The organism is bacterium (genome assembly GCA_021372515.1).
Taxonomy (GTDB): domain Bacteria; phylum Gemmatimonadota; class Glassbacteria; order GWA2-58-10; family GWA2-58-10; genus JAJFUG01.
In genome coordinates, this window is sequence record JAJFUG010000174.1 from 1 (window position 1) to 18,182 (window position 18,182).

General features: G+C 62.3%; 15 protein-coding genes. 1 reads left to right on the forward strand and 14 read right to left on the reverse strand.

Going from position 1 to position 18,182, the window contains the following annotated elements; translation table 11 throughout:
- From LLH00_15915 to LLH00_15955, 9 genes are all read right to left on the reverse strand, one after another.
- A partial coding sequence (locus LLH00_15915) for a hypothetical protein (protein ID MCE5272766.1) occupies window positions 1–3,105 on the reverse strand: 3,105 nt, incomplete at its 3' end.
- Between the two features lie 88 nt (window positions 3,106–3,193).
- Entirely contained in the window at window positions 3,194–4,405 is a 1,212-nt protein-coding gene (locus LLH00_15920) for an ATP-binding protein (protein MCE5272767.1), read from the reverse strand.
- 40 nt (window positions 4,406–4,445) lie between these two features.
- The gene (locus LLH00_15925; protein ID MCE5272768.1) at window positions 4,446–7,721 is read right to left on the reverse strand and encodes a TonB-dependent receptor; all 3,276 of its coding nucleotides are present in this window, start codon (window positions 7,719–7,721) and stop codon (window positions 4,446–4,448) included.
- A 272-nt stretch (window positions 7,722–7,993) separates the two neighbouring features.
- Window positions 7,994–8,662 carry an energy transducer TonB gene (locus tag LLH00_15930; GenBank protein ID MCE5272769.1) on the reverse strand — a complete coding sequence of 223 codons (669 nt, stop codon included), beginning with the start codon at window positions 8,660–8,662 and terminating at the stop codon, window positions 7,994–7,996.
- A 10-nt stretch (window positions 8,663–8,672) separates the two neighbouring features.
- Window positions 8,673–9,179: a biopolymer transporter ExbD gene (locus tag LLH00_15935; GenBank protein MCE5272770.1), complete on the reverse strand. Its 507-nt coding sequence runs from the start codon at window positions 9,177–9,179 to the stop codon at window positions 8,673–8,675.
- An 84-nt stretch (window positions 9,180–9,263) separates the two neighbouring features.
- On the reverse strand, window positions 9,264–9,686 hold the full coding sequence (locus LLH00_15940; protein ID MCE5272771.1) for a biopolymer transporter ExbD: 423 nt from the start codon (window positions 9,684–9,686) through the stop codon (window positions 9,264–9,266).
- A 131-nt stretch (window positions 9,687–9,817) separates the two neighbouring features.
- Window positions 9,818–10,489, reverse strand: a complete 672-nt coding sequence (locus LLH00_15945; GenBank protein ID MCE5272772.1) for a MotA/TolQ/ExbB proton channel family protein — start codon at window positions 10,487–10,489, stop codon at window positions 9,818–9,820.
- Window positions 10,490–10,762: 273 nt separating this feature from the next.
- Complete coding sequence (locus tag LLH00_15950; protein MCE5272773.1) at window positions 10,763–11,668, reverse strand: ATP-binding cassette domain-containing protein; 906 nt, start codon at window positions 11,666–11,668, stop codon at window positions 10,763–10,765.
- Window positions 11,665–12,660: an ABC transporter ATP-binding protein gene (locus LLH00_15955; protein ID MCE5272774.1), complete on the reverse strand. Its 996-nt coding sequence runs from the start codon at window positions 12,658–12,660 to the stop codon at window positions 11,665–11,667. Before LLH00_15955 ends, LLH00_15950 begins: the two co-directional genes overlap by 4 nt.
- 209 nt (window positions 12,661–12,869) lie before the next feature.
- Between LLH00_15955 and LLH00_15960 the strand changes: the two genes are divergently transcribed.
- Window positions 12,870–12,980 (forward strand): 30S ribosomal protein THX, encoded by a 111-nt coding sequence (locus LLH00_15960; protein MCE5272775.1) that lies wholly within the window; start codon window positions 12,870–12,872, stop codon window positions 12,978–12,980.
- A gap of 88 nt (window positions 12,981–13,068) precedes the next feature.
- On the opposite strand, the gene LLH00_15965 is transcribed toward LLH00_15960, so the two are convergent.
- From LLH00_15965 to LLH00_15985, 5 genes are all read right to left on the reverse strand, one after another.
- Window positions 13,069–13,338 carry an HU family DNA-binding protein gene (locus tag LLH00_15965; GenBank protein MCE5272776.1) on the reverse strand — a complete coding sequence of 90 codons (270 nt, stop codon included), beginning with the start codon at window positions 13,336–13,338 and terminating at the stop codon, window positions 13,069–13,071.
- 407 nt (window positions 13,339–13,745) lie between these two features.
- Window positions 13,746–15,230, reverse strand: coding sequence for a TolC family protein (locus tag LLH00_15970; protein ID MCE5272777.1), 1,485 nt, complete (start codon window positions 15,228–15,230; stop codon window positions 13,746–13,748).
- 142 nt (window positions 15,231–15,372) lie between these two features.
- Complete coding sequence (locus tag LLH00_15975; protein MCE5272778.1) at window positions 15,373–15,810, reverse strand: CPBP family intramembrane metalloprotease; 438 nt, start codon at window positions 15,808–15,810, stop codon at window positions 15,373–15,375.
- 544 nt (window positions 15,811–16,354) lie between these two features.
- Window positions 16,355–17,191, reverse strand: a complete 837-nt coding sequence (locus LLH00_15980) for a PHP domain-containing protein (GenBank protein MCE5272779.1) — start codon at window positions 17,189–17,191, stop codon at window positions 16,355–16,357.
- 33 nt (window positions 17,192–17,224) lie between these two features.
- A partial coding sequence (locus LLH00_15985; GenBank protein ID MCE5272780.1) for a phosphatidylglycerol lysyltransferase occupies window positions 17,225–18,182 on the reverse strand: 958 nt, incomplete at its 5' end.

Consider the following 18,182-nt stretch of genomic DNA (forward strand, 5'->3'; position numbering starts at 1 on the left):
CAGGCGCTCGTCCTCGGGCCGCCGGCTGGCGCGGTTGAAACGCACGCTCACCTGTTGGCCGGGCACCGGGCTCACCTCATCCCCCGCTGCGCTGTTGAACCCGCAGCGCACCAGCCAGACATCCCCGGCGCGCGGTTTCTGTCTGATCCCGGTGACGAACAGCTCCACCCCGCGCACATAGAGGCTCAGGCTCAAACTGTCCGGGTTCTCCGGGTGGCTGTAGTAGAGCGGGTCGGGCAGCAGACGGTAGGTGCGATTGTGCTTGGGGAACACGTGCAGGCTCTGCCAGATCATGTCCTCGCGGCTGACTGTGCCGAGCGGCAGGAAACCCCAACCGTCATCCGTGAACTGGCTGAACCGGATATCGACCCGGTGGGTCAGGTCGCGCACCGAGGCCAGGCGGCTGTCGCTTTCCCAGCGGATCTCGATGTCGCCCGGGGCGAAACTTCCCATGTTGCTTGCTGTGGCGGCGCTCTCGCCGGAGATGTACTCGCTGTTGAGCTGGTCCAGGTTCATTGGCTGCAGTACGGTGAATGGCGCGCCGGGGAAAGTGACCCGCGCGGGCTGGGCCGTGAAACGGTAGAGCGGGTGCGGGTAATTGATCCCCGGACTGGCGAGGGCGCCGGTAACGCCATTTATCCGAAGCGGCGCGACTTTGGCATCCGCCCGGCCGCCGCGGTAGATATCCACGCTGCCGGAGTAGAGCACACCCAGGCTGTCCGAGCGCCCATCATAGCAGAACGTGCCAACTTTCTCGCCGCGGCTGTAGGCGTAACTCTTATCGGTCAGGCTCCCCGCGCTCACCCGTCCGGCATTGTCGCGCCAGTGGAAATAGATGTTGAAAAAGCGGGTGGCGCTCCGGGCGCTTTCCAGCGAGTCGACAACGAACACCCCGGAATCGGGCAGGGCCAGGGGCTGCACGAGGTTAAGCTCGCCGGGGACCAGGGCGGCGCTCTGCACGGGAGGAGCCGCGGGGAAATCCACCACCAGATTGTGACGGAGGATCGAGCGATTGGTCGGGTCGAGTGGATCGACCGTGACCGTGTCCGAGCTGCTGCCCAGGGTGTCCGAGACCACGGCGGGGAGGCTCGTCTCGTTCAATGGCAGGCCATCTCCTCCAACCAGTTGGGAATCCCAGGCACCGCCGCGCCAACTGGAGGTCTCCTCGCGCGGGGTGGCCTGCTGCACGAAATCACCCCGGCTGTCCTGGCGCTTGAACCCGATGTTCGACTCCAGGGACTCGCCCTGCCAGTTGAAAGGGTTGTAGTCGTAGGAGGTGACCGTGTAGAACAGAGGGACGCCGTTGACCAGGCCGCCCAGGTCCTCGCCGCGGTCGACAAAGGAGTACTGCAGGCCGGTGTCGCTGCCCAGCTTGAGCGTGTAAGGTCCCGTGCCGGTGAACCCGTCCGAGGTGGTCACGCTGCGGGTGACATTGTAATCCACCACCCCATTTGCCAGGTCGAACTGGGCGATCAGCACGGCATCCGCGCGCTCGCCGGTCAGGGAGCGGTAGACCCGATAGCCCTCGAAATCGCTCGAGCGGTAGCCGCTGATCCGCGGGAACCCATCCGGGATGGAGTCGTGCAACGTGAGCTGGCCCGCCTGCCAGGTGTCGGCGTAGCTGTCGCGGGTAGAAGAAGCGGGCAGGTCGCTCCAGGTGATCGTGACCTGACGGTCCCCGGGGACAAGGCGCATCTCGGGGCCGGCCGGGGGCAGCGGGCGAAGGAACCCGGCCTCGAACGTGCGCCGGGCTACATCGGTCAGGGCGACGATCCGGGCGAACTCACCCTCCGGGGTCAGGCGCGAAAGGTCGGCCCGTCGGCCGTTCACGCCCGGGTCATCCACGGCCGGGGCGAACGCCAGGGCGGCCCAGACCTCGGCGGGTTCGCCCTGGGCCGGAAGGTCGAACTTGCCCAGGACCATGTTCTGGCGCAGGTCCTCCACCATGGTCGATTCCAGAAATCCGGCGTAGGGGTCGAACGCGGGCAGAAGGGTGGCGCCGGGTGCGGCGGATAGTATCCGGTAGGCCTCGGCATCGGAATAGGGGTCGGGACGCAGGTCGCCGAAAGTGTACATGGTGTAGAGGAAAAAGCGCTCGGCCTTGAGGTTGCGTATCTCCTCCGGAAAATCGAACGGCCGGCCGGTGCGCGGGTCGGTGAGCCCTGCGGCCAATATGTCGCCGAAAGTCTCATCCACCAGGCCGTTGCCGTTCGGCTCCAGCACGGTGGGGTTGTCCAGGCCGTCGTCCTCAGTGGGGCTGTAGAGCAGGGTGGTGGCCTGGATCGCGGGCTGACGGCTGAACGCGCTCTCGCGGAAATCGGAATCGTAGGCCAGGGCGGTCTGGCGCGTGGGCAGCACCGCCGAGGCGTCATCCGTGGCCACGCCGATGTCGAAATCGGTCTTGATATCCACCAGCACCCCGCGGATGTCGTAGGGCGCACGGGCGACCTCGCTCAGGTCGGCCCACTGGCTGGCGTTGGCGAGCTTCCAGTTGACGAACAGGATATCCCGCTCCAGCCCTGTGCTGATCAGCACAAGCCGCTGGGCCACCTGCACGCCCAGGCGGTGAATTCCCGCGCTCTTGAACACCGGCCCGCCGATGTCGGTGTACAGGGCCACGATGTCCTGATCGCCGGTGATGGCGGGGACAGACTGGTTGTAGGTGGGGCTGTCCGGGTCGTTGTCCGTGCTGCGGAATTCCTCGGGCCAGAGGGCCAGGTCCTCGGCGCTGCTGGAGAAGAACAGCCCGGCCGCCGGGTCGCTGCTGGAGCCGGGGGCGCGCCCCTCGCGCCACTCGGCGTCATAGACCGCGCTCACCTCCACCGTGTCGCCGAACACGCCATCCCCGTCCGCATCGATCAGCCCCAGCACGTTCAGCCCGCACTGGTAGACATAGTTGTCCGTGGAGCCGCTGGGCCAGAACCCGCCCGGAGCGAAAGGGTTGGTGGGGTTGACCGCCAGGAACCCGGTGTTGGAGGGATAGAAGGCGATGTCGTTGCCCGAGCTTTGGCGCGCCTGGAAGCGGGCCAGGCGGGCGGCCACGGCGCGTTTGGCCTTGTGGTCCGGGCGCTGGGCGGCCGGGGCCGCGGAGGCGGCGAGGAGCATTAATATTATTAATGCTGTAAAAGCTCTAAAGTTCAACCTGCAAGGCTCCGATGTTTGATGATCGTTCAGTCGCAGGACAGATGTGTAATTATGTGTTATCGACAACAAATTTTGCTCTGTTGAGCAATTCTTTTTTAATGTCTCTATGTTTACTTGTATATCCACCCTTTGAAGTGTTGATAAATTTGTCCGGGCTATTAATGAATAGTTTTAACAAGTTGTTGATATTGTATTTTGATTTATTGATAGCATTGATGGCTGATTTTGATTCTTTTAGATATTCAAGAGTCTTTCTCAAGGAATTTCTTAGGTTGTTTGTTGTTTTGATATTTTTTAGAGTCAATGCAACACACGGATTATTTTCTAAAGAATTCGCAAAAGCCGCAAAATAAGAGCGTTTAAGATTGGAAATAAACCAGTTGTCGGCTTTTATTGTAGCATTAAACAGTGCATAATAGCCCCATGGTAGCGGATGAATAATATCGACGTGATGCGGAAATGCGATTTTTGATACCGAATCAGTTGTAATAAATAAAGAAAAATGCTCAAACTCGCGCGTCATGCTGTAATTATTAACAAACGCATCTTTTGTATTTAAGGCTGACAACACCAAGGGCTTTATGCAATATCTGTTATTGTCTAAATTAATTATAATTAAATCTTTTTTGTGTTTAAACAAAATGTTCAATTCCTTAAAATATTTTAACATGTCATTTCTGATGGTTTCTGCTATTGCTGGTTTTTCAAGAGCTGCATACTCTATAATATTAATATCGTCTGATTTTTCAAGAGGGTCTTTCCCCTTGACTAATTTTGCTATCTCTTCCGGAGTCGCCAAATCGCATATTCTACCTCTTCGTATCCACACCTCGTTTTTCTTAAAGACACACTTCTCTTCGTAAGCAACGATATCCTTGGAAAATCTATATGCTTGTCTTGCGTTTGGGCCTACTTGAATTATAACAAAGCGTTTATTTCTATGTCTTAAATCGGCTTTTGGCCATTTTCTATCAAAGAATCTAACACTGGGAATTGGATTGAGGTTTGCTTTAATGAGATCCTGCAAATGTTCTTCTGTTAATTGATCGTTATTCACAGACTTAAATATAGCCCCGTCATCTGATACTCCAATGATAATGTAACTTGCAATATTTCCATTATTGGCCATGGAGCAGACATCTTTTACAAGTTCAGCATTCTCTCTTTTCCTTGCGGAAGAGAAAGCTTCACAAGTTATTTTAAAATCAACGTTAGACCTTTCTCCTTCTTTGATTAACTGCTTAAATTTAGTGTATTCCATTTGCTTGACTCAATATTTAGGAAATATCTAAAAACATAAATCAAAAATCCAGCCTCACTCCGAAACGCACCTCGCGCGGACGGAGCCATGCCGTGGGGTCCTCCATCGCGGCCATCAGGCCGGCCAGCTCCAGGGCGAACGTTTCCGGGTACTCCACGATCCCGTCCCCGTTGATATCCCGTATTTGTGCCACAGTTAGACGCTCGGCCGGGTCGGAGGAGAACCCCGGGTTGGCCGCGGCCTCGGCCGCCACGCTGCGCGAGGCGGGCGGCATGGTGAACGCGTTGAGTTTCTGGGCCAGCTCGCCCTGCAGGTAGGCATCCACCCCGGGCTGGCCGGTGGTGGGGTTGACCTTGGAGGCGGCCACGTTCAGCGCGTTGAACAGGTTCATGATCTCGGCGAAGACCATCAGACGGCGGCCCGTGCCCAGGCTGAAAGAGCGGGTCAGGCGCAGGTTGGCGCTCTGGACCGAGGCGGTCCGGCCACCGTTGTTCTCGCCCGTGGCCAGATAGCCCTGGCTGTTCACCAGGCTGTAGGGCCGTCCGCTGTTGAAATGCCAGGTCAGGAACGCGCCGCTGCGCGCCAGGACACGCCCGGCGATGCCGTTACCGCCGAAACTCTCCGGCACGTTGACCGAGAAAGTCACGTTGGCCGAATGGGTCTGGTCCAGGTCGGTGGGGCTTTCCTGGCTCGGCGGCGTGGGGTTCACATCCCGGCCGGTGAGCGGGTCGCGGATCACCTGCTTGCCGTAGGAGCGGGCGAACTCCTCCGGGTCGCTGGCAGTGGAGCGGGCGAACGAGAGCGAATAGTCGGCCGAGACCGACCACCAGCCACTGAAGCGACGGCTCGCACTAAGGTCGATGCCGCGGATGTTGCCCTGGTCCTGGTTGGTGGCAACGAACAGGTTCTTGCCGAAACGGGTCTGCCCGCGGTCGGTGACCCCGCCCAAATCCAGAAGCTGGGCCGGAGTGAGCCAGCGGTAGGCCACGCCGCCGCGCAGGTCCTTGTTGTAGCCGACGAAATCGAAATAGAGGTTCTCGCCGGCCAGCCAGGTGAACCCGGCCTCGAACGCGGTGGTGCGCGGGATGTCCAGCCGCCCGTTGCCGAAGAAATTGTTCACGTTGTCGCTGGCCAGGTCGGACTGGATGTCGCGGCGGCTGAGGCCGAAGATGTCGCTGAGCGAGGGCGTTTGGGTGAACACGCCGTAGCTCAGGCGCAATTGGCTGCGGTCGGTGACCGGGAAACCCACCTCCAGGCGCGGGCTGAGCCTGACCCGCCGCTTGCCGCTGTAACGCGGGTCGCCGGGCCGGTTTTCGCCGATGACCGTGGGGAAATCGGACGCCGGGTCGAACCAGTCCGCACGCAGGCCGGCATCCAGCACCAGGTCGCCCAGGTCCAGGCGGTCCTGGGCGTAGAGCGCGGCCAGACTGGGGCTGGCGCTCCAGAGGTCCTGCAAGGGGCCGCCCACGTAGAAAAAGTGCCGCGTGTGGGTGTCGATAGCCTGGTACTCAACCCCGGTCTTCACCCGGTTGTAGCGGTCGGCCTGGAAATCCAGGTCGGCCTTGAGCACAGTGCGCTCCTCCAGATCGTTGGTCAGGCGGAACGGCAAGCCGGACTGGTTGAACAGGCTCAAGGGGCTGGCGGCGTTGTCCTGTCCGCGCTGGCCGGGCAGCGGGGTGAAAGTGGCGGCGAAGGGGTTGAGGTAGCCGCTGTTGTAGGTCGGGTAGAGGTCGCCCGCGGGCTCGTAGCCCTGGCTCACCTGGTAAGCGTCCTCAAGGGCGGTGCGGCCCTCGTCGATAAAAGTCAGATTCGACAGTCCGAACCCGCCCCAGGCGCTGCGGTTGACCGATCCGGCGCTCAGCGACCCGCCGTTGGTCTTGCTGCGGTAGCGGCTGGCGCGCAGAATGAGGCCCACGCTGCGCTCGGCGCTCTGGTGGACAGTCCAGTCCAGGCCCACGATGGCGTTGGAGGAGCGCACGCGCTCGCCGGCGTTGCGGCGCTCCGGGGCGTTGAAAAGGTTGGCGTGCTGGTAATACAGACGTTGATTGCGCGAGCCCATGTAGCTGGCCAGGAATTTAAGGCCGGTGTGGGCGTACCAGGTGAACTTGCCGCTCGTGGAATAGAGGTCGCCCGAGTTGCCGGGCAGACGGGCCGGGTTGGGGCTGGTGTAGACGCCCTCCGGGTCGAGCACGCGGGTCTCGGGCAGGCCGTCCCCGTTGCGGTCCTCCCAGTAGACATCGGCGAAGGAGTTGACCGAAAGCTCCTGCACCCCGGGCGCGATGGCATCCGCATCCAGCAGGCCCACCTTGCGTGCGGCCGAGGAAGAGGGGTCGTAGAGGCCGAGCTCAGCCAGGCTGCGGTTGAGCCGGTCGACAAAGCGCCGGTCCACGCCCCGGAAACCGCCCTGGCCGCCGCTGGGTGCAGGGCTGGCATCGGCAAGGCCGGTGGCCTCGGCCGAGAGGAAGAACCCGGCGAACCCGGGCAGGGGCAGCGGCCCGGCGGCCTCGAAAGAGAGCTCGTTATGGCCGTAGTCGCTGCCGCGCGGCATGGGAGCGTCGCTGATCAGTTGCACCGCTCCGGTGTAGGTGGTTCCGCCCTCGCGCGAGACAATGTTGATCACACCGCTTTCGGCCTGGCCGTACTCGGCGTTGAACCCGCCGGTGATGACATTGACTTCCTCGACCGAGTTGCGGCCCACCACCAGGGGGGTGTTGTCCGTGCTAAGACGGTCGCTGGCATAGGGCTGCTCGCTGAACGAGCGGACAAGGATACCGTCGATGTAGACCGCCTCGCTGCCCAGACGGCTGCCGCGGATACTGAACCGTCCGGCCTCGTTCTGCACCACTCCGGCCTTGAGGGCCAGGGCGTCCTCGATGCGTTCCACGGGCATGGACTCGGAGAAATCGCTGTCCAGGCGCTGCTTGCTCTGCACGTTGTCGCGGGGGACCAGCGGCTCGGGCGAGGCCTCCACCACCAGGGCCTCCAGCTCGATCACAGCCTGCTGCAGGGAGGCATCCTGGGTGATTGTCTGCCCGGCCTGGACCCGCACGCCCTCGACCCGGGCCGAGGTGTAGCCGGTGTAGCCGAAACCGAGGCTGTGCTCGCCGGGCGGAACATTCAGTATGAAAAAGTAACCCTTGGCGTTCGTTATATTGCCCAGGGTGGTCCCCTCGACCCGCACCTGGCAGCCGGCCAGGGGTTGGCCGCTCTCCTTGTCGGTGACAGTGCCATCGATCTTTCCGCTGCTCTGCGCCAGAAGGCCGAGCGGCAGCAGGGTCAGCAGGAAGATAAGGGCGAGGCTGGGAGCAGGTCTCATCGGCGGGGGGCGCTCGATTGAGGGTTAGCTGGTATTCAGGAGAAAAGTATCGGTCACACCGGGCCGGACAGGCCCCGGCAAAGGAATGCGCTCCCCACGGGCGGCAAACCCTGGAGGGCTTTTTATTTTACCCGAAAAGCGAAGCGGGTGTCAAGTGGGATAAACGCGTGAGCAAGCCGAAAAGCCGGTCCAGTGGGCATTATCCCGAAAAAAAAGCGCCCCTTCACTGAAAGCAAAGGGGCGCTTCGAACGTGCAGCTATCCAGCCCGGTCTTACTTCGATTTCCAGACAATGGGCATCGCCATTCTGACCGCGACCGGCTCGCCGCGGTTGAGGGCGGGATGGAACTTCATCTGCTTGGCCCATTCCACCGCGATCTGATCCAGCTCGGGGTAGCCCGAGGAGACGGCGATCTTGGTGCGCTGCGGGTCGACATCACCGGTCTTGGTGACGAAGAACTCGATCTTGGTGGTCACGTTGACCCGGGCGCGGGCTATGTACGAGGGCATCTCGGGCCGCGGAGGCATGCTCTTGAGCTTGGGCATCACCTCGGCCACCATCAGGAACTCCTCAACCTCCACCTTTTCCTCCTGAACCGGGACTTCCGGGATCAGGTCGGGCGGGGGCGGAGTGGTTTCATCGATGGTGATGTCCTCGTTGACCTCTTCCTGCGCGGCGATAGGCACGCTGGGCTTGGCCAGGGCCTTGGGCGGAGGCGGGATGACGACCTCAGGCGGAAGCTCGAGGGCCTCCATCGCGGACTCTTCACGCATAGCCACCTCGCCGCTGAACGAGGGAGTGGCGATGATGAACGTTATATGACCGAACAGCGAGAGGAATACACTGATCGCGAAAAACTTACCGTAGCGCTGCTTGAAACGGAAGTTCGCGCTCTCGACAACCTTGACGCTGCCGGACTTGGGAGTGCTGTTTTCAGCCATATTTGGCCCCCTATCTCCTCAGGTCCAGGGTTTCTTTTTCCAGGTTGGTGGCGAACATGACCTGAACGGTGTTGGCCTGTTTGAGCATTTCGAGAGCCACGTTGATCTTACGGTAATTCAGATCGCGGTCGGCGCGGAAGGCGATCAGGATCTTGCCTTTCCGGTTGGCCGATTCGAGCTTCAGCTTCTCGACCAAAGCGCTCTGACGCGCGGGATCGGCGAGGTTGTAGGCGACGTCATCGACGTACACCAAGCCTTCCTCGTTGATTCCAGGCGTGGAAGGGTCGTCCTTGTTCACCCAGACATGCAGAATATTTTTACTCTTGAATTCGGTCTTTTTCAGGGCCGTCGCCTCGGGCCAGGCGATCTTCAACGGGGTTTCCTTGCGGAACACCGTCGTAACCAGGAAGAAAATGAGGAGAAGGAAAGCGATGTCGGCCAGCGAGCCGGTGGGCACGGTGGCTCCTACGCCGCTTTTCCGCTTGAATCCCCCCATCTTTTTTGAACGTACATCCACCTTCGGCTCCTTTCAATCGGTATTACCGCGAACGTGCGGCAGCGGCCGCTCAGGCGGCGCACCCGTCGTTCCGGACCCGAAACGTCATTCCCCGAGCATCTGCAGGGAAATCCGGGTGGCCTCGGCCTCCTGCAGCTCGTCCAGCACCTGGACCATCATGTTGTAGGTGGCATCCGGGCTGGTCTTGACCGCGGCAATGACCTTCGGGTTGAGCGAAATCTCCTGCCGCATCCGCTCGGCCAGACCATCGACCGGGATCGGGGGCTCCTCGGGGTTTTTGCCCTTTTTCAGCACGACCCGTCCATCCGGCTGGACCATGATATGGAGCATGTTCTTCTGACTGATCTGGACTTCCTCGGCCTTGGACTCGGGCAACAGCATTTCAAGGCCCTTTTCCTCGTTGAACGTCGTGGTGACGAGGAAAAAGATCAGCAGCAGGAATGCGATATCGGCCAAGGATGAGGTCGGGCACTCGGGCATGCCTTTATCTTTTTTTCTCAACAGCATTAAATCGCCCTCCGGCAGATCCGCTGAATCCCTGTAAGGGAATTATCCAGCTTATCGTAAAGGTATGTGCTGGCCTGACCCGCCCAGTGCAGACTGACAGCGCACAGGACGAATCAGCGGGGCCGCGAAACTTACTTGGCCTTGTTCTCCAGCTCAATCACGGCCTCGACGATATTCTGGGAGCTTTCCTCCATGTCCAGGATCAGGCGGTCGATCTTGGTGACAAAATAGTTATGGAACATCTGCACCGGCAGAGCGATGGTCAGACCGGCGGCGGTGGTGATCAGAGCTTCCTTGATACCGCCAGCCACGGCCTGCGGGCTGACTTCACCCATCTTCTCGATGACGGCAAAGGCGTTGATCATACCGGACACCGTCCCGAGGAACCCGAACATCGGGGCCACCGAGATGATCGTAGCCATGGAGATAAGACCCCGCTCCAGGAAGGCCAGTTCGATGGTGCCGGTGTTCTCGATGGCCTTGAGCACGCGCTCGCTGCCCTCTTTAACCTTGCGCAGACCGGCCAGCATGATCGCGGCCACCGGGCCCTCGGTGTTCTCACACAGCTCGACCGCGCCCTGGATGTTCTTTTCAGCCATGAAAGCATTGACCTGTTTGAGCAGGCGGCGGGTCTTGACACTGGCCATGGTCAAGGTGGTGTACTTCACGATGACGATTGCCAGACCCCAGATGGAGCAGATAGCCAGGGGAATCATGAAAATTCCGCCCTTTACACAGAAGTCTCCGAACGGAGTGGAGAAGAACCACTGGCTCAGGTTGTTATACAGAAGCCAATTAATCATTATACCTCGACCTCCACCTTAAAATTAGGGGTAAGAAGAAGAAAGGCAGGCAATTCTTTAGACTTATTAGAGATAGCTCCCGGTTGATTAAGGTTTTCTAAACTACTATCCGCTAAAATACTTGTCAAGCAATTTTTAGCACAAACAGAAAAACTGGAACCCGCACTCCACAACCTGTGATACACGACGCGGTCCCGAATGTTTTAACTTTCCGAGGGTTAATACGCTAATCGAACGAATCCGAGCCGGGAATGTTGCCTGCCCTCAAAACTGCTATTTTTTCAGGGCGACCCAGTGGCCGGTGGAGTGCTCAACCAGGTCCGGGACAACTGCCGCGGAGTCGAATTGTGAGTCATCCGACCAGGCGCAGCCATCCGGGGCCCCGCCCCGGCCCCCGCCCCCGCCCAAGCCCCCATCCAGACCGGCGCAGGCGAGCAGTGTGCGGGTGTAGGGGTGCAGCGGACAGCCGAACAGTTCGGCCGTGTCGGCCAGCTCCACCACCCGTCCGCGGCGCATCACCGCCACCCGGTCGCTTATCGCCCGCACCACGCCCAGGTCGTGCGAGATGAACAGCAGAGTCAGACCCAGCGAGCGCTTGAGCTGCAACAGAAGAGTCAGTATCTGGCCCTGGATCGAAAGGTCGAGGGCCGAGACCGGCTCATCGGCCACCACGAAATCGGGCCCCGCGGCGATGGCCCGGGCGATGGCCACCCGCTGGCGCTGGCCGCCGCTGAACTCGTGGGGGAAACGCCCGGCGTGCGCCGCGTCCAGGCCGACACAGCGCAGGAGCTCCTCCACCCGCGCGCGCAGCGGGCCGCCATCGAGGCCGGCATGCAGGCGCAGCGGCTCGGCCAGGGTCCGGAAGACCGTGAAACGCGGGTTTAGCGAGCCCAGGGGGTCCTGGAACACCATCTGCATCCGCTTTCTAAGGCGGCGCAGCGGTCCCGCTCCCAGCGCGCTCAGCTCGACCCCGTCGAAACTGACGCTGCCCGAGTCCGGCCGCTCCAGGGCCAGCAGCAGACGGCCGGTGGTGCTCTTGCCGCAGCCGCTCTCGCCCACCAGGGCCAATGTTTCGCCCGGGGCCAGGCTCAGGTCCACCCGGTCCACCGCCCGGGCGCAGTTGCGGCCGTAGCCCTTGACCAGGGCCCGGCATTCGACCAGGGGTTTGTCGTCTTTCATCCCGCCCCGCTTTCTGTCGCCCCGGCGCGATGGCAGCGCACCAGGCGTCCTGGCCGGTTGTCGAGCGGACGGAGCGCCTGGGGCAGCTCGCAGCCCGATACGGCCAGAGCGCAACGGTCGCGGAAACGGCAGCCCGCGGGCCAGGCGCCCGGAGCGGGCAGCTGACCGCCGATGCTGCGCAGAGTGCCATCCGGCTGGGGGATACAGTCCAGCAACGCGCGGGTGTAAGGGTGCGCGGCAGCGGAGAACAGCTCCGCGGCCGGGGCGCATTCCACGATCTGCCCGGAGTACATCACCGCCACGCGGCGGGCCAGGCTGCGCACCAGGTGCAGGTTGTGGCTGATCAGGAGCAGGGCCAGCGAGCGTGTGGTGCACAGGCCGGCCAGAAGCTCGATTATCTGACGCTCCACGGTGACATCCAGCGCCGTGGTGGGCTCATCCGCGATCAGCAGGGCGGCCCCGGTCACGAGGGCCATGGCGATCACGGCGCGCTGTTTCTGCCCGCCGCTGAGCTGGTGCGGGTAGCTGCCGAAGACGCGGCGGCTGTCGGGGATCCCCGCCGCGGCCAGAGCCCCGAGGGCCTGAGCTACGGCCTCGGACCGTCCGGCCCGGTGATGGGCGCGGTATGTCTCCACGATCTGCTCCCCGACCTTGAAAAGCGGGTCGAGCGCGGCCGAGGGGTCCTGGAACACCATGGCGATCCGCCCGCCGCGCACCCGGCGCAGCCCGGCCGGGCTCAGCCGGTTCAACTCGACCCCCTCCAGCGCCATGCGTTCGGCCTCCGAGCGGCCCACATCCTCTGGCACGGCCCGCAGCAGGGACAGGGCGGTCAGGGTCTTGCCGCAGCCGCTTTCGCCCACCAGAGCCAGGCATTCCCCGGCCCCGAGCGTGAAATCCACGCCCTCGACCGCCCGGACACCCGAGGCCAGGGTCACTGTCAGGCCCCGTACATCCAGCAGCGGCCCGACTGTTTCAACTGCGCTGTCTTCCATCCTGCCTCCCTGCGATCCGGGCGGACTTCACATCTCCCCGCGATGGGCCTGCACCCCGGCGGAGCCTTTGTCCCGGCGGCCGGCTCTTGCCACTTGAGGAATAAACAGTTATTTTAATCCAATCCCGGAAGGGGCACAAGAAACACGGCCCGGCCACGGGCCTTAATTTATATGTATATACCTGGCGACAAACCCGAAGGAGAACTGGGATGGGCAAAGGCGACAAAAGGACCAAGCGCGGCAAGATCTACCGCGGCACATTCGGTAAGAGCCGGCCGCACAAGATCGAGCGACAGGACAAGGAAGCCGGTAAGAAATAAGGTTGTCCTGACAAGTGCCATTGAAACAAACGGCGTCAGACTCAGTTCAGTCTGGCGCCGTTTGTTTTGGGTCTTTTATCTTTCAGATTCAGACTGTCTCTTTGAGGGCCTTGCCGGAGGTGAACTTGACAACCTTGCGCTGCGGGATGCGGATGGTCTTGCCAGTCTGCGGGTTGCGGCCCTCGCGCGCTTTCCGGGTGACCACGGAGAAAGTCCCGAAGCCCACCTGGGTGTACTTGCCACCCTTCTTCAGGCTTTTGGTGATGTTGTCGAACACGCTGTCGATAGCCTCTCCGGCGGCTTTTTTGGAAATGCCAACACCTGCGGCCACGGCATCGATCAGTTCGGCCTTAGTCATGGAGAAATCCTCCAGAAAAAAGTTGTGAGTGGCGGGGGACACGAACGTTTATACGGCCGGAAATCCTCTTCTTTCCCCAGATCTTTTAACGGTGCGCCTTTGCTAAGTGTATAACGGTTTAAAGCCGCTTGTCAAGCCTGAAGTAGCCGTTTTCAAGGTTATTGAAGAAAAATTTCACCTTTAAGAGAAAAAATCATCCAAAAACCTACCGCGGGCCTTAAATTCGCCGGGAATCCTGATCCGCCGAGAACCCGGATGTTTATTATATATCTGACGCCATCCCTCCAGTCAAGCCCGCCGGATGTGGAGATCGTTATTTTTCATACCTGAGCCCCACAATTGAGCAGAAAAAGGGCGGGACTTAGCTCAAGTCCCGCCCTTGCTGTGCCTCCGGTGCGCCCGACCGCTCAGTTGCCGAACTGCCCGCTCAGGTCGCGCCCCACGTTGAGGCTGAGCCGGCTCAGCTCGATGTGGTAGTCGTAGATCGAGTTGATGTAGTTGACCTCGGCCTGGGAGTAGTCGACCTGGGCCTGGCGCAGGTCCAGCAGGCTGGAGGCGCCCAGACGGTAGCGCTCCTGTTGCAGCTCCAGCGACTGGGAGGCCAGGCTCTCGCTCTCGCCCAGGGTGACATGGCGCTGGTAGAGGCGGTCCAGCTCAAGGAGCCCGGCTCGCACCTCGCGCTCGATGTCCAGCCGTTTCTGGGCCAGGTCGAGGTTCAGGTTGTTCAGGGAGATTTCGGTGTTCCGGTTGGAACGGAACCGGGAGAAGCTGTCGAGGATGTTCCAACCGAGCGAAATGCTCAGGCCGCGGCTCTGCACCTGGTTGGGTAAGAAGTCCAGCCCGTCCTTGCTGCGCGAGTAGTTCGCTCCGGTGCTCAGGTTGGGCAGGTAGGCCAGACGTCCCATCCAGAGGTTGTTCTGCTGCTGGTGTATCTGCAGTTCGAGGGTCTTGATGTCCGGGTGGTTTTTCACCGCCTCGGCGCACAGTATATCGGCGTTCAGCTCGATGCGTTTGACGTCGTAATCATCCACCAGCGAGTACTGGGCCTCCAGCTTGCCACCCATGGAGCGGTTCAGGTCCATGCGCGAGGTGGCCAGGGTGTTCTCGTACTGGACGATCTGGAGTTCGGCGTTACGCACCTCGATCTGGGCCTGGAGCACATCCAGACGGGTCACCGAGCCCACGGAAAAACGCGCCTCGGCCAGGCGGAGCTGCTCGCGCCGCTGGTCGGCCTGGCGCTGGGCGGCCAGGAGCAGCTTTTTGTTGCGCAGGACATTGAAATAACCCTGGCGCACCTGGTTGACCAGGCCCAACTCGGAGCTGTAGATCCGGCTGATACGCTCATCCTTGAAAAACCTGGCGTTGCGCATATCGAAGTAATGCTCGGCGCGGTTGAAGAGAGTAAGATTGAAATTCAACTGGCCATAGGAGCTTTTACTGATACCACCGCTGGTGCGGACAATGCCGCTCTGATCGACATAGGAGCTGTTACGGTTGGTCTGGCCCATGCCGAACCCGCTGCTCAGGGTGGGCAGGTAGTTGCCCCAGGCGCTGAGCAGCTCGCCGGTGGCGGCGCGCAGATTTTCCTTGACCTTGCGGTGGTTGGGGCTGTCGGCCAGGGCGCGCTCGATGCAGTCCTTGAGCGACAGGGTCGGCCCCTCGTCCCCGGCGGCGCCCTGGGCGACAACGGCCTCGGCGATGCCGTGGCTGACCGGGAACAGGACCGAAAGGTTGTAGTCGTGGTAATAGGGCACCGGGGAATCCAGAAGGCCCTGGCCGCGGGCGGCCGCCGTCTGTTCGGCGGCCTGGCCCGTCCGGGCCGCGGCGGAAGCCGCGCCCGCGGCCAGCAGCACCGCGGTCAGAACAATGGCATGCAAACCTGTACGCTGCATCGATGAACCTCCGCTTGCGTTCGCACCTGGCGTTGACATAGTTGAATGTTGTTGACAGGACAGACAGGCCCTTGTTACGGGCGCTTGTTATCTATGACAAACGAATCGCCCGAATAGTTTCATTTCTTTTGCCGCTCTCCGTTCATCCCGGAGCGGAGCTTGCATCGCCGGCGCTCTGTCCGGGGCGGCCGGCGCGCCGGACCAGAAACCCTCCCGCCAGAAGGCAGCCCGCCCCGACTGCCAGCCAGGGCGCCGGGACATCTTCCATCGAGTCCACCCAGGCCTGCTCTGTCCCGGACGCGCAGTTGACCAGGACCAGGGCCAGGGTGTTGTTGACCAGGTGGGTGGCTACCGACGGCCAGAGCGAGCCGCCCGACTCGGCGACCCAGGCCAGGAGAAGGCCGATCAGGGCCAGGGTGGGCCAACGGTAGAGGTCCAGATGGAACAGCCCGAACAGCACCCCGCTCAGAAGGATCGCCGCGCCGGACCCGAACCGGCGTCGGGCCGCGCCCTGTAGCAGGCCGCGGAACAGGACCTCCTCCAGGAACGCCGGGGCCAGGGCCAGTCCGGCCAGGGCCAGGACAAAGGATGCTGTATCCGGGGCGCGCAGCATCTCGCTCAGGCCCTCCAGATAGCCCTCGGGCGGTGGGAAAACCCGCGCCTGCCAGGCCTCAACCTGCGGGGCCAGGCTAACCAGCCCCGAGCCGATCAGCACTGCACCGGCCAGGGCCATGGCACGCGGCGCCCGCAGGCTTAGGCTGGGACCCAGGTCGTATTTGCCGCGGCCGAACAGCACCGCGAGCGGCAAGCCCAGGCTCACGACCTCCAGGGTCACCGCCCAGGCGAACCGCCCCTGTGACAGCCCGCTCAGCGGCATCAGGCCGTGCAGGCTGAGCCACGCCGCCAGCGCCAGGAAAAGCAGCGTGCCGGCCACGGTCCGCAGGGCCGCGCCGAGTGCGGGCACACGGGAGGCGGAGGATTCCTCCGCCGCGACAGGCCGGAAAGGTCCGGCCCCGCTGCTTTCGCGCGACTCTTCCACGGACTGTAATCCCCCGGAACAGGCTCGATAGTTCCAGAAATGCGGCGGCAAACCCCGAAGGCAGAGAGCACAGGCGGGATAAATCTCAGTACTCCACCTCCAGCTCGACCCGCGCGCTCACCAGCTCGAGGAAAGGTCGGATGGGGGCGGATTCAAGGTGGAAATCACCCAGGCGGAAAAGGGGCAGGTTCTCGTGCCAGTCCGAGCCGCCGGTGGCGATGAGCCCGAGCTGACGCGTGAAAGCCTCGACATTCTGCACCTGGGTCGGGCTCAGTTGCGGACGGAAGACCTCCACCCCCATCAGCCCCTCCGCGGCCAGGCTCTCCACCAGCGGCTCGTAGCCCTCGGGGTTGGGATGGGCCAGCACGCTGATCCCGCCTGCGTTGTGGATTAGCTGGATCACCCGCCGGGTGTCGGTCAGCTCATACTCCACATAGGCCGGGGCGCCCACGCCCAGGAACCGGACAAAGGCCTCCTTGAAGCTCCTGACATAATTATACTTGATCAGCAGGCGGGCGATAATGGGCCGTCCCACGGTCTGGTCGGTGGGGATGCGGTCCAGCTCCTCGGTGGGGATGTGGATATTGCGCTGGTCCAGCAGGCCCAGGATGCGGTGGGCGCGCTCCATGCGTCGGCGGCGCGAGCGCCCCAGGTGCTCCAGCAGCGCCGTGTCCTCGATGTCCACTGCGTAGCCCAGCACGTGGATGTCCCGGCCCTCGAATCCCGTGCTGAACTCCACTCCCGGTATGAACGGGAACCAGGCCTTGTCCGCCTGGCGCCGGCATTCCGGGATATGATTGACCGTGTCGTGGTCCGTGACCGAGATCAGGTCCAGGCCGCCATGGGCGGCGAAGGAGAAAATCTCGCGCGGGCTGTGGCGCCCGTCCGAGAAACTGCTGTGCAGGTGAAGATCGGCTCGCATCCGTGATCCCGGTTCGGTGTCTTACGTTGCATTTCAGCCGCTCCCGCCGGCGGCGATACGGTCCGCCTCGACCAGGAGCGCGCGATGATAGTCCAACAGTTCGTTTTCCTGCCGCCGCGAGGCCGCCACATCGGCCATCACGCGGAACACCGGCTCGGTGCGGCTGCCCCGCATCCAGATCCAGGCCGTGTCGCGGCCCTCCCGGTCGGTCAGGAGCACCTTGAACCCGCCCCGTCCGCCGGCGCTGCGGCCTCCCGGCCCGGAGAAAGCGCGCTGGCCCTCGTAGTTCACGAACCCGTACCCGGCCGCCCCCAGACTCTGCCCGAGGCCGCGCCGGAACGAGTCCCAGCGCTCGGAGAACAGCCGCTCGTAGACAGTCTTCAGACGGTCGTGGTCGCGGCTGGCGATGGGCAGCACGGCCCGGCTCTCATACTGCCCGGTAGAGAAACGCCGGGGCAGCGACTCCAGGATACAGTCCAGGCTGCGGCAGCCAGCTGTCAGCGCGCCCCCGGAGCGAAGCGCCCACTGTTCGAGCACCCCCTCCAGGCGCAGCAGCTTGACCAGGGCCAGCACCGTGCTCAAGGGATCCCGCACCCGCGAGGGGTGGGTGATGTTGCCGCCGTTGGAACCCTCGCCCAGGATACGCACCAGCCAGCCGGCGTGGCGCAGGTGCTCGGCCAGGCCGACCACGTTGGCCTCGCCCACCTCGGAGCGGAACACTTGAGCGCCGAAACGCTGGGCGATCAGCTCGATCCGCGAGGAGGTGCAGCAGTTGACCACCACCGCCAGACGGCGCGAGGGGGTGCCGCTGCTGTCGTAACTTACAACATCCGAGGCGGCGAGGAAAGATAGTTCCGCAGTCACCGCCAGGGCGAACACCTCCTGGGCCTCCAGGGGCCGGGCCACACCCTGGGGGTCCAGGACCACCACGTTGCCCCGGTCGCCGTCGCAGTCGGGCACGTAGCCCAGCTCGAAGGCGTGGTCCTCCAGG